Below are 13,123 nucleotides of genomic sequence, written 5' to 3'. Positions count from 1 at the left end.
TTTATAGAATATTTCTCAGTCATTCTCATACGAAATTACCTCAGTTTTTCTTTATACAGTCTAAAAATAAATTATATAAATCTTGATTTATATTTCTACTGAGTTCCTTTAATCTATTAAACGACATATTATATTTATAGGGAGCAATATTTTCAAAAATCTCGTGATCCAAAATATTTCCGTATTTTTTGATTGCTTTCGTGATTGTATTTATAGCAATTCACTCTTCTATTGAGTCTACAAGACTTGATTCTAAGAGTGAGAGCTCTAAACATGATATTTTAAACTGTAGTCCTCATATATCAATATTGTTGTGGTAGGAAAATGTTCTTGCAAAGAGATTAATTGTCTTAGCATCTTTTTTTCATTTCAGTGTTTTAAAAACTATTTCGTTTGCTCAAAATTTGATTCGTTTATTTACGTCTCTATTTATAACACATATCTTTTCAGGAATAGAGTAATTTTTCATATGGAACTCAAGAGCCTTTGTTCAAGATATATAATACTGACTTCCACATGTTTGAGTTATATATTTTTTGGCAAGTTTAAGGTAATACTTCTCTCACAAATCAACACTATTAAGTTTCTTGTCCTCCTCATCAGGAACGATATAAACTCACGCTTTGAGTGATATTATATCTCCATTTGCTTTCAGCCTGTACACTAATTTGGAAACCTGTGAATTGAACTCTGGTCTATGGTCCGGGTCTATAATATCGTGAATTTCATCTTTAAAAATAACTTTTCATCAACTTCTTCACAATATTTTAACAATTTTGTTAAAATCATTCATACCTTATATCCTCGTTAAATAGCTATAATATAACTATAAAAATTCTATACTTTTTACTATAAAAATCAAATAGTTTTTACTATAAAAATAAATGAGTTTTATTATTTATAGTAAAACAATAAAGCTCTCATTGCTGAGAGCTTTATTGTTTTTAATACATAGTTACTTAATACTGATTCTATAATTATAATCATCTGGTATATATTCTCCTTTCACGTGACTCATACATTTGGTAATATTATTATGCCAGTTGAAGTCACTTGATGCGTAGATGGCTCAGGTTTTATTTCCATATCTACTGAGTTGGTTAATCGTATTATATTTTCAGAGATATTTATTATTAAAAGTGGATGTCATTGCTGCAATAGCTGAACGGGCATTTGGGAAATCTTTGGTATCTCCCCTATCGTTGTTTCAGACATTTCAAATATTATAAGCACTCTTGAGATATTTTCCCAGAGATGTTTCAGCGAGTCAGACACACATCATAAATGTTGGGTCTATTCAACCTGCAATTGATTCTTCTACCCATATATCCCAGTTTCTAAAGTCCCCTACAGCGTAGGTTCCTAGGAGATATTTTTGTCTTTCTAATTCGTTTTCTCATTCGATGACAAACGTACTTCCAGAAGTACTTTGTTTTTTAGAGGTATCTGCATATTCAAATCATTTTCGAGACTTAAAGTCAGATTTATATTTAAATTGATATTTACTTGGTAGACTTTTATATGACAAATATGATAAATTGAGATAATTGAGAGGATCATTGTATTCCTCTTCATCATACACTACAAAGTGGAGATGAGGTCAAGTTGAGAGTAATCACGCTCCATTTGTACCATATTCTCATCACGTCAATCCAATTACATCTCACTTTTTTACAAAATCATATAACTTCACATCAATTTGATTCACATGACCATACAAGCTTACGAGTCCATCACTATGTTTTACTGCAAAGTACGCATATCACGTATTAACAACTGGTTGAATAAATACAACATATCAATCCATAGGAGCTCTAATTTCCGTTCTCATTGGTATCATAATATCTATTGCATCATGATCAGTTCAAAAAAGACGTTGATATCCAGTATCATTAAAATACGAGCTGATTCACAATGATGGATTAACAGGCCAATCCAATGGATTATTTTCTAATGGAATTCCACTTAACCTCGATTCTGCAAAAATAATTTTGTTTATATTTGCACACTGTTCATCGAGAGCTGAAAACTCTGTTTGTTGTACTTGGATATCAACAAATTCACAATTGTATTTTTCTAGAAGTTTCTTTTTAGTATTGTTGAGTTTAATCTGCTCTTTTAACTCTTTCACTTTAATATCACGCTCAAGTTCTAACTGTTCAGAAATATATTTTTGATACAATTCCTCTTGTCATTTTGTTATTTCTAAAATTCTTTGTTTTGAAGACCGTTTATCATCTAATATGTTTCTTTCTAATATACCTTGTTTTCGTAGAGTTTTTAGTTGATTCTCAGATTCTTGAAGCTCAAGTTTTTTAACATATAAGCGAGAAACAAAATCTCTATGTTTTTCAATAAGTTGTTGACCTGTAAGTTGTATAATACTTTTGAAATATAAATCATTTACTAATTCATCAATTTTTTCACCAGAAAGGAGAATTGATTTAATATTATCTATATCATTATCTGTCGTAACATAATCTCATTTTTTATAGAGATATACAATATATTCTAATAGTATCACTGTACTCTCTTCTATACGAGACTGAAGGATATCAATGGTTTTTTTATTTGTATCAATTTCATCTTTTGTACTCACAACTTGTTCATTTATTTTATTTACTTCTATAACAAGCTCTTCAATATCTTTATCAAATTGAATAATTGATGATTCAAGAGAGTTCACTCTACTATTGATCTTTTCGTTTTGTACTTCAAGATATTCTCTTTTTGACTGAATCTTATCTCAAATACTACTATACACATTGAGTTTATTATAAGTTTTAAGAATATTTCTATCTCATTCATCTAAAAATATAGTCTGACTTTCAAAAATCATTTCTTTTTCTTGTCTTTTAAAGTTTTCAAGCATCTGACCTTTACTCGTCAGCGCAAAAACAACAGGTATCGTGAGTGAGATAAAAAGTGGAAGGAGTATAATATATCTAGATTTTTTCATGAAGTTAGAGTCCTTGGATAAATAATTCTATAAGTACTATAAGTATAAATGATAGCGCAGCAGGAAGCAAAAATGGTATCTGAAAAACATAAATAAGAACTAGACTAAGTAAAAATATAGTGAAGAAAAAAGATTGACGTAAACTGGTGATAACGTGCATCATTCGAACTTCTCATCTAAAATAGATTTTTTTGAAGAAATATATAACTAAACTTAAAAAACTAGTGAGTGAAAATCAGAAACTCAGTACTAAAAAAGCTATAGCTAATGTCGGATAGGTATAGGGATCAAAATATACAAGAAGGAGTGTAAAACTCGCACCACTTACAATGGAAATAGCGAGCAATATGAGAAGGATAATTCTTTTTCTAAGCATAAATTATAACTATGATGTAAAAGATATTGCTTCGATTGAAGTACATTTTTTTGTTACTTCATCAATTTCAGCAAAAACAGCGTTTATTTTGTATTTTCCACTGAGTTGTTGCTCTATTTTTCCTCTCTGAACTCATGAAAGAAATCTTTTTTTAACAGAAGCAAAACTTGCCCCAATAACTCACTCAAATGGACCATTCATTCCAACATCACCAATTATTCCAGTTCAGGCTTTAAGAATATGGCAATCATTGGTTTGTATATGGGTATGTGTTCCGTAAATTAGACTAATATCACCATCGAGAAAATGAGCCAGACCATAGATTTCAGCTGTAGTTTCTCTATGAAAATCTACTACTACAGCGTCGTAACTACTTGGATCAACTTCACTTAATATTTTTTTCGCTGCATGAAATGGATTACTGACTTTGTGTGACATAAATACTTCTCAAAGCAACTGAAGTACTAAAAGTCGTTTTCATTTTTTTTCAATAATTTTATAGCCTTTTCACACGAGAGAAAATTCATCTGATTCATAAAAATTTGCAGGTCGAATAAGTTTACACTTTTCACTCGTAAAATAGTTACTTATACTTGGACCATTATCAAATATGTGATCTCAACCTGTCATAAGATCAACTCACAATCATTCAATGTATTCAGCATGTTCTGAGATAGGACCTCGACCTGAAGTAGCATTTTCAATATTAGCAATGACGAAATCTGGCTCATATTTCTCTCTGAGTGCTCAAATATTTTCAGAAATTGCCTTTCTTCAAAGTCGCCCGTAAATATCTCAAAAAATTAAGACTTTCAAAATTATATATAATTGGAACTAAACTATTTTTTTCTTAGTAATACGTGGTAATAAAAAGAACTAAGAAGTAACACTCCTATTCCACCAAATAGGAAATATCTCAGAAAGTACACAAAAAATGAAAGCTTTGTGTAGAGTGAAATTTTGTCTAAAAGTTCTTCACTTGTATTGGATTTATATTTTTTTGTAATATATTCGAAATACTTCACATCTTCAGCCTCAATATTTTCTATGAGTTCGCTTTTGTATGCTACTGCTGTAGACATATTGTATGAGGCAGTATTAAGTGAGTCTTGAATTGTTTGTATAGGTAGGAGTATAAATGCGTAAACTACCAATATAAAGACGAATTTTATAATACTTTTTCCTCAAGTAAGAGAAATTGATTCTTTAATATACGACAGTGATTTTTTTTCAGTATTTTCTTTTTTTTCAAATGCGAGAATAATGTATGAAAAAATAATTCGGTAGAATAAATAAAATTCAGTTATTACAAATAGTACTATAAAAATGAATAAAAATATTGAAAATAGTGAAACACTTATGACTCCAATATTTAAGAGATAATAGAGAAAAAATACTCAACCAACTACTATTATGGCTGGAGCAAGCAAATACATTACAATCCATGATAAAATCGCAAAAAACTTTGTTATGTAATGTTTTGAAAAATAGAGATTTTTTTTGTAATTAAGCAGTTTTCAACGTACAGAATAAAAGTACATTTTAGCGAGGAGAAATATATAGTAGTTCGTCGCAAATACAAAAGCAAGCATCAATACAACAAATAAGAATATCATAGTAATAAACCAAAATGGATTTCATGCAAGCGCTCACAGTAGCACGTCTTGTGAATTAACTTCTTTAGAGAAGATACTTAACCAATTAATAGGATCAATGAGTCCAAAAATAAACATAAGGAGTAAAAATGGAATCATAACTAATACTCAAAGAGCTATCCCCCACGCAGAAATAATAATCTTAGACAGAGTCCAATGGATAAAATTTCTGTAAATGAAAAAGATATCCTTCCATATTTCTTTAAATTCTACACGAAATTGTCAGTAAAAATTTTTTTCTTTCTTTTTAAATCAAAACATAATCTATTTTTAGTTTGAGAAGTAGTAAAACATCATTATACTACACAAAAATAAACGCTTTGCAATGTTTTGGATACAGTAGCATTGACAGTATGAAATCAATATTAGCGAATCAAGAAAAGGAGTATGAAACATCATGAATTAACATTCTCTGCAATAAAAATTCCACTTGATTTTTTTGTTATCTTTTTTTCTTTTTTTCTCGCAAAACAAATCCGTCTTATTTCAGATGGGATTCCTGGTTTATATCTACCAGTTCAAACAATAGATACCTGATACCTTAGTGTTTTTGCTATCTTTGGATCGATTCTTTATATTACATTATTTGCGAGTCATCATTTATATAGCTTGCAAATTTCTCACTCAAAAGTTGCTGAGTTAGGAGATATTGTAAGATATAGTATATATTGGTTCTTATTTTTCTCAGTTGGAGTCTATCTTTGAAACTGAATTGTATATTCTGGAGCTGAAATCCCAAGACTTATCATCGTATTTACAACTATTTTAGCGATGTTTTGAAGCATGAGTGTTAGAATCATCCTCAATTTTATTCAATCGTCACTCTTGCAAAATAATATTATTGCAAAACGAAATATATTACTAGTATCAAATAAATCAGAAACGAAAATGTCTTGAATTCTCAAGGATATTTCAGCTTCCAAAATTTACAATATAGTGTGATACGCAAATAGCTCACCCAACGAAAATATATCACTTAAATTTTACGACGGCATATCCAAAATAGAGAAACTTATCTCTCATCACAAATGTGATGAAATTCTCTATATAGATAGTGACTTTAATAAAAAAGAATTGTATAGACTTTGGGAGCTTTCAAGAATTTATGGAGTCCGATATAGATATATCACTAACAATTTTGATATAACAAAAACCAATACTACCCTCTCACTCATCAATCAAACTCCTGTCATAGAAATACAAAATACTCCACTTGAAAATTGGGGACGAATTCTTAAAAGAGTATTTGATATCTTCGCCTCACTTTTTATACTCATCATCACCTTTCCATTCTGGATTATTATAGCAATATTTATAAAATATGAAGACTCAGAAGGTCCTGTCATCTATAAAAACAGAAGAATAGGTCAAAATTGAATAATATTTAATTGTTTTAAATTTAGGTATCTTAAATGGAAGTTTTGCATAAAAGAAAGTTATGGAACTGAAAACGAAACGGATCCAGCAATAGAAATAGAAAATAATCTTATTAAAAACCAAAGTAAACGTAATTGACCACTTTACAAAATTCATGAAGATCCGAGAAAAACAAAAATCGGAACATTTTTAGAAAAATATTCTCTCGACGAATTGCCTCAATTTCTCAATGTACTTACCTGAGAGATGAGTATAGTCGGTCCACGACCTCATCAACCTCGAGAAGTTCAAAAATATGAACAGTATCAACAAAGGCTTTTGACTGTAAAACCATGAATTACTGGAATGGCTCAAGTAAATGGTCGTGAAGAAAATAACTTTGTAAAAGAAGCAGAACTCGATATATTTTATATTGAAAATTGGAGTTTCATACTTGATCTCAAGATCATGCTGAAAACTCTCTCCGTTATATTTAACCGTAAATAAAATTATGAAATTTCTACTCACAAAAATTCTTCTCATTACAATATTATTTTTTGTATGAATGTATTCTAGCGCCCAAGCTGCAACGGTAGAAGAACTTGAAAGTACCCTCGAAGAGTATGGACTTGCGTACCAAAAAAATAGTTTCATCGATAATCCTGTAATGATTGATCTTTCCCCACTTGAGACTCTTTTGGTTGAAAATTTTCCCGACACTGAGCTTGAATACGAATGGCTTATTTTAGGTCAAGATACACAAACATGACCAGTTTTGGATTTAAAATTTGATAGTCCTTGAAAAAAAACAATTGAACTTAATATGTACACTCAAACAAGTGTTGATGAATGAGAAGACACTGAACCAGTAAGAGTGCGAGTATATCAATCTGATATATCTATTTTTATATACGAAAAGAGTGTGCCAGTTTTACTCAGTATATCTTCAGACAAAAAAGAATTTAATGACTTTGTACTCAATGCTGAGGAGCAATGAATCTACGTTCGGGTTATTTGAAAATACGATGAAAAGAATATGGAAGATGGTGAAGTACTTGAAAAATGGGATGAGTATATCGTTTCATTTCCAGAAAATTCTGATTATCTTGTAATTTGGTGAGAAAAAGAGTTTTTATTCTCAGCACTCTCTGGATTTGCTAGAGGAATCACTGAATGATTTACTCGAAACTTTGTACTTATTTCATCATATAATGGCTCAATTCTACAAAATTATATTGGAAATATTATAGCTGGAACAAACTTCATAAATAAAGCATTTATCATTGATGAATCTCTCAGTTTCCAAATATTAAAAAATCCTGAAAGTATTCTCGCTTTAGAGCAAGAAGTGTCTCAAAACAGTTATAATTATACTCCTATTTCTACAGATATTAAAATATCTCCGTATCTTTTTGCTTCTCAATTTGTAAACAGACTCTCTTCTACATGAGTCAGTGTGAGTGATATTTATATCATACTCTTACTTCCGTTGTTCCTGACCTTCGTAGCTGCGTGAAAACATCTCATATGATTCTCTACTATATGAAATGTTGTCCCTATCTTTCTGGCACTTTTATTTTTAAAAATGGGGCTTATAAGTATGTTAGTATTATTATGAGTACTTTTTATAGTAAACATTATACTTTCTCTCTTTTTAGGGAAATATACGCTCTTATATACTCCTAAAGTCGTTTGTATTACGATAATAAATCTCCTTGCATTTATGTGATACTATCAAGCACTTCAGTATTTTGATATGCCAATGATACAATATGATAGTGTTTTATATATAGCTATTTTCCTCATAACATCAGAAAAACTTATAACTCTCATTACTTCTAAGGAATTTAGAGAATATAAAAAAAGCATAACTGGAACCATTATTATTGCTCTCTTGTGCTACGCATTTTTCTATTTTGATACCTTTAGAGTGTTTCTTTTTTCATACCCAGAACTCTTACTCATCCTTGTACCATTCAATTTTTATCTTGGACGATTTACGTGACTGCGTGTAACTGAATATCTTCGATTTAGAGAAATTAACCAAAACAATGATTCTGAGGAATAATAGATTCTATTTCTATCTCTCTTTTCAAATTATCTTGAGTTTTACTCAAGATGATTTTTATATCTGGAGTATAATATTTTTCAAGCAGCTCTGGCCATTCAATTAATATGATTCAATCATTGTTATCAAGTATTTCTTCTCATCCTATAGATACAAACTCATCATAATCTCGTATTCTATAGAGATCAAAATGATATATATCTTCATATCTATTATAATATACATAGGTTGGTGATGTAACTGAAACTTTACCACTCAATTGATTATTAATTATTGACTGTGAAAGGGTTGTTTTTCCAGCTCATAAATCTCAATATAAAAATACTAAGCATGGTTTTTGAAGATTGAGCTGTATTTTTTGTATCTCTTGAAGTCTTAGTTCTTTTTTCACTGTATTTGATTTAGGTGTTAAAATTTGCGTTGAACTGTTTTTTGAGATATAATAATTGTATATTGTATTTACAGTAATTAACGAAATTATATGGAAACTTTAATAGAAGTAAAAAAAAGACAAGAATGAGATATCGTTATTTTTGATTTTGCCTGAGAACTTGATGAAACAAATGCTGATAAGACATTTACTACTATCTATGAAATGATTGGAGAATTTACAGGGAAAAAGATTATATTTAATCTTGAATGACTCAAATATCTAAATTCTAAGTCTATTGGGTATATTGCTGATGTATTTTCAAACCTAGAAGACAGTGAAGGAGAAATGTATATTTCAAATTGTGATGAAGGAGTCAAAGACGTCCTTGAACTAGTAGGTATTACCACTATTATTCCGACGGTAGATACTGAAGCTGAAGCTATTACTGCGATGAACGCATAATATTCAAATACACACAAAAAAAGAGCTCAAAATTGAGCTCTTTTTTAATGTACAAGTCGTTGTAACTCTGTTTCAAAACTCTCTAGTCAAAATGTATCTGCTCTGTCCTCACAATCCGTTCTCATAGAAAGACATTTTTCTGGACTGAGGTACATGACCGCGTCCATAATATCCTGAATTTCACATTTTGGATGAATAAGAAAACCCGTTTTTTCATGAATAATTGTTTCTTTTAATCATCCCTCATTCACTCAAATAACTGGTTTTCAAGCTGACATACTTTCAACGGGGCTCATACCAAAATCCTCATCTATTGGAATGTAAATACTTGCTCTCGCATTTCCTAAATATGTATAGAGAAGATCATTATCTTCTAGAGTTACCAGCTCAATATTTGGGTATCACTGCGCAAGTGAAAATATCTTATCCTTTTGTGGATCATTTTTCCCATAAATTACTTTGAGGTTTTGATTGGGAAGTTTTATAAATGCTTCTACTATCCTGTCTACTCTTTTTGCGTCTGCAAGTCGAGCAAAACTTAGGAAATAATCATCTTGCTTCAAGTATACAAACTTCGATGTATCAACTGGTGGATAGAGAACTTGAGAATCATATCCAAGATACCTTTTGATTCTATCTTGAGTGTTTTTGGAGTTTGTGAGTATTACATCTATTTTTTTGAGGTCATTTTCATAGAGGTGTTTAAATACTATGCACGCAAGTTTAAAAACTGGTCGAAGAAGAAATGGGACTTTTTTAAGATACAAGTCATGTAAATCATAGAGGTATCTTGGTGGAGTATGACAATAGTATATTTTTTTAGATTCAAGATTGCAGTTTCTCACGGCACTAATGGAATCTCAACTAAAAATAATCGTTTCATACTCTTTTAAAAATGAGGTTCAAAACATGAAGTTGTACTTCAGTTTTATATGACGAAATCACTTTGTAAATACCTCACTTGAAATAGAGATCATTTTTCCAGTAAAACCTTCTTTTCTAAGATTAAAGCTTCATGAACTAAAAAATCAAGAAGCAATATCAGCATTTAATGCTTTTCACATCATAAGGATGAGTCTTTCTCATCCTCATTTATAAAGAAAAGTATCGTGAAGAATTATAATTTTGGAAGGGTTCATTATTTTGAATCAAAAAATATAAGTTGATTTTATATTTTTTTGTAAAAAACTCAATGATTTATCGAAGTTCTGACATACACATTTTTGCTACTTGCTCTAATGAGCTTGCAATTTTAGCTGTAAATACTCGTCCTATAAAACACCCAGCTGAATCAAGTTTTGTCATTTGATCAACACTATCTCATTTTTGTAATTTGATTTCTCAATTATCAAAAGAAACATTGTCTACGTTTACCATTATGATATCCCCTATTTGAGTTTGCATTCCAGAGTATTTCACTTCTTCTTGTACTTTTTGTTCAGATTGTACATTCTTTTTTATTTCCTTTTGAACTGGAGTATTAACATTTCAGCCAGTAGTATCTTTAAGGTATTTTTTACAAACATATCACATTGATCAGTTGTTTTGAGTCGTAGATGATGAAATTATTTTAATTTTAAAACATCCATAACTATTTTCTGGAGTTAATTGTTCTACTCTATCTCATTCAAACATAAATGCTAGAGTCTCATTAAAGTATACGTTGTTAAGTCTTAGGCTATGAACTCATACCTTAAACTGTTTTCCTACAAATGTTTTCAAAGAAGTTCCTGGGTAGTTTATGGTATGGTCTTGAGTAGTTTTCCAAGGAGTTTTATTTGTAGTCGAAGTTAAGTTTGAAGCCGAAGGTGCTTTTGAAAGATCTTCTCATCTGAGAGTTTGTACTTGATTTGGAGTTGAGCTTGTACTTCAAGCTTGAGACGTACCAGTATTAGTTACAACTTCGTCTGAAGAATCTACAGATCATGATGCAGAATCTTGAGCATCTGTACCAGTTCCAGTTTGGTTATTTTCAACGGGTTTGGTTTCTTTTTTTCCAAACAATCTTTCAAAGAAACTTAAATCAGCATCTTTTGTTGGAGTATCTACTGTATCTTTTGTATCTGTACTCAGCTCTCAAGATGAACTGATTACTTCTCATGAAGCGCTCAGTTCATCTTTTTCAAGAGACTCTGATATTGCACCTGTTTCATTTTCGATTTTTTGAGAGAGTTTCTCTAAATTTGCTTCTCCTGTACTGGTATTAGTCACCGTAGAACCAGAGTTACTAATAGCGTCTTCATCACTGTTAGATGAAATTATGACTAACATAAATATAAAAAATGCAAAAAGTAAAATCCATCAAAGATTTCTAGTAAAGAAGTTCATAAAAGTAAAAGTTAAGTTGTACATATTGACATTTACAATACCTACAGCTTAAGCTATTACAAGTTTTTTAGATTTTTTCAGTTGATTATTTCGTTTTTTTCATCAACTGTTTCAATTCACTTACATACTCCAGAGCTTTGAGTGGAGTCGTTTGATTAATATCAATATGAGACAATAATTGTTCTATATATTTAAACTGTTTATTTTCTTCCTGTAAATGTTGATAATCTGAAGGAAATTTTTCTACAACAGACGAATCTTGAAACATTACAAGTTGAGAGTTATGAGCTTTTTGTAAATCAATAAGGGTTTCTTTCGCGTCTCTCAGTACTTGATCTGGGATTCAAGCAAGTTTTGCAACTTCAATTCCATAACTTTTTTTTATTCATCATGGGATAAGCTTTCGCAAGAATACAATATTTTCTTCATTTTCTCAGACAGCTACACTATAATTAGCAACATGCTTTAATTTATATGTTTCATCTATAATTTCATGATAATGAGTAGAAAATAATGTTTGAGAACCTAATTGATTGTGTATATATTGTAAAATAGACCATGCAAGACTCATACCGTCATAAGTACTCGTACCTCTTCATATTTCATCAATTATGATAAAACTTTTATTTGTAGCATTTCTTAAAATATAAGCAATTTCTTGCATTTCAACCATAAATGTAGATTGTCATAAATAGAGATTATCGCCACTTCAAACTCTAGAAAATATTTTGTCAGTAATTAATATATTTCATTTTTGTATAGGTATATCATATCAAATATGAGATATTATAATATTAAGAGCATTTTGTCTTAAGTAAGTAGACTTCCCTCACATATTAGGTCAAGTGATCAAATGTATAAAAGTATCTTGTGTAAATTTTAGATCGTTTGATATAAAATCTCAAACATTTTTTTCAATAACAGGGTGGCGAGCTCAGAACATTTCAGTAGTTCATGATTTGATAATATTTGGAGTATTATATCGACCTGCATGAGATATATAAGCACCATTTGAATAAAAATCTAGATGAGCAATACTTCTACTTAGTATGTATAAATTATCAAAATGTAATGATATAGTATTACGTATATCTAGAAAAACAGAATATTCTTTGTTAGACACTTTTTCAGAAGCTGAAAACAATCTTGATTCATAATCACTGAGTTCGGGTGTAGTATATCTCACTGCTTGTAAGAGTGATTGTTTCTGAATAAATGAATCCGTTATTTTAGAGACTTGAGATTTTGAAAACTCTATAAAATATCATAAGTTTTTTGTATACTTGATTCTCAGTCCAGTAATTCCCGTTTCTGTGATTAAAGAAGCTGCATATTCATCTAACCAAATATGTCAATCCTGAAGTATAGCTCTGTATTCATCTACTTCTGAGTCGTATCATGATTTGATGATATTTCAAGCCGTGATAGTATTTTGAGAATCATCCATGATGGAACGTTCTAAAATATCGATTATTTCGTCAAGAAAATCCATAGAAGCAAGGGAAAATACTATTGTTATTTGATTTTCAGTGTATAGTGATTATCT

Annotated in this window: 12 protein-coding genes; 3 read left to right on the top strand and 9 right to left on the bottom strand. The window is 30.0% G+C overall.

What is annotated here, in order from left to right:
• Position 1 precedes the first annotated feature (1 nt).
• From GW846_01750 to GW846_01730, 5 genes are all read right to left on the bottom strand, one after another.
• Entirely contained in the window at positions 2-793 is a 792-nt protein-coding gene (locus GW846_01750; protein NDK09482.1) for a hypothetical protein, read from the bottom strand.
• Positions 794-955: 162 nt separating this feature from the next.
• Positions 956-2,959 (bottom strand): peptidoglycan DD-metalloendopeptidase family protein, encoded by a 2,004-nt coding sequence (locus GW846_01745; protein NDK09481.1) that lies wholly within the window; start codon positions 2,957-2,959, stop codon positions 956-958.
• Between the two features lie 4 nt (positions 2,960-2,963).
• Complete coding sequence (locus tag GW846_01740) at positions 2,964-3,335, bottom strand: hypothetical protein (GenBank protein NDK09480.1); 372 nt, start codon at positions 3,333-3,335, stop codon at positions 2,964-2,966.
• 9 nt (positions 3,336-3,344) lie between these two features.
• Positions 3,345-4,151, bottom strand: coding sequence for a YmdB family metallophosphoesterase (locus GW846_01735; GenBank protein ID NDK09479.1), 807 nt, complete (start codon positions 4,149-4,151; stop codon positions 3,345-3,347).
• 23 nt (positions 4,152-4,174) lie between these two features.
• Complete coding sequence (locus GW846_01730) at positions 4,175-5,251, bottom strand: hypothetical protein (protein ID NDK09478.1); 1,077 nt, start codon at positions 5,249-5,251, stop codon at positions 4,175-4,177.
• A 126-nt stretch (positions 5,252-5,377) separates the two neighbouring features.
• On the opposite strand from GW846_01730, the gene GW846_01725 reads away from it, so the two are divergent.
• Both GW846_01725 and GW846_01720 read left to right on the top strand, forming a co-directional pair.
• A complete protein-coding gene (locus tag GW846_01725) occupies positions 5,378-6,853 on the top strand; it encodes a sugar transferase (GenBank protein NDK09477.1) in 1,476 nt (491 codons plus the stop codon).
• 4 nt (positions 6,854-6,857) lie between these two features.
• Entirely contained in the window at positions 6,858-8,414 is a 1,557-nt protein-coding gene (locus GW846_01720) for a hypothetical protein (protein ID NDK09476.1), read from the top strand.
• Here the strand turns inward: GW846_01720 and tsaE are convergent.
• Positions 8,386-8,805, bottom strand: coding sequence for a tRNA (adenosine(37)-N6)-threonylcarbamoyltransferase complex ATPase subunit type 1 TsaE (tsaE, locus tag GW846_01715; protein NDK09475.1), 420 nt, complete (start codon positions 8,803-8,805; stop codon positions 8,386-8,388). The genes GW846_01720 and tsaE overlap by 29 nt on opposite strands.
• 90 nt (positions 8,806-8,895) lie before the next feature.
• Between tsaE and GW846_01710 the strand changes: the two genes are divergently transcribed.
• Positions 8,896-9,249: an anti-sigma factor antagonist gene (locus GW846_01710; GenBank protein NDK09474.1), complete on the top strand. Its 354-nt coding sequence runs from the start codon at positions 8,896-8,898 to the stop codon at positions 9,247-9,249.
• A 44-nt stretch (positions 9,250-9,293) separates the two neighbouring features.
• Here GW846_01710 and GW846_01705 read toward each other — a convergent pair whose 3' ends face one another.
• From GW846_01705 to mutS, 3 genes are all read right to left on the bottom strand, one after another.
• Positions 9,294-10,388 carry a glycosyltransferase family 4 protein gene (locus GW846_01705; protein NDK09473.1) on the bottom strand — a complete coding sequence of 365 codons (1,095 nt, stop codon included), beginning with the start codon at positions 10,386-10,388 and terminating at the stop codon, positions 9,294-9,296.
• Positions 10,389-10,446: 58 nt separating this feature from the next.
• On the bottom strand, positions 10,447-11,577 hold the full coding sequence (locus GW846_01700; protein ID NDK09472.1) for a hypothetical protein: 1,131 nt from the start codon (positions 11,575-11,577) through the stop codon (positions 10,447-10,449).
• A gap of 85 nt (positions 11,578-11,662) precedes the next feature.
• On the bottom strand, positions 11,663-13,069 hold the full coding sequence (gene mutS / locus GW846_01695; protein ID NDK09471.1) for a DNA mismatch repair protein MutS: 1,407 nt from the start codon (positions 13,067-13,069) through the stop codon (positions 11,663-11,665).
• Positions 13,070-13,123 lie beyond the last annotated feature (54 nt).

It is taken from the genome of Candidatus Gracilibacteria bacterium, assembly GCA_010119145.1.
In the GTDB taxonomy this organism is placed as follows: Bacteria; Patescibacteriota; Gracilibacteria; order BD1-5; family UBA6164; genus JAACSU01.
Note: the sequence above shows the minus strand (reverse complement) of the source record. Positions and strands in the feature narration are given on the sequence as shown.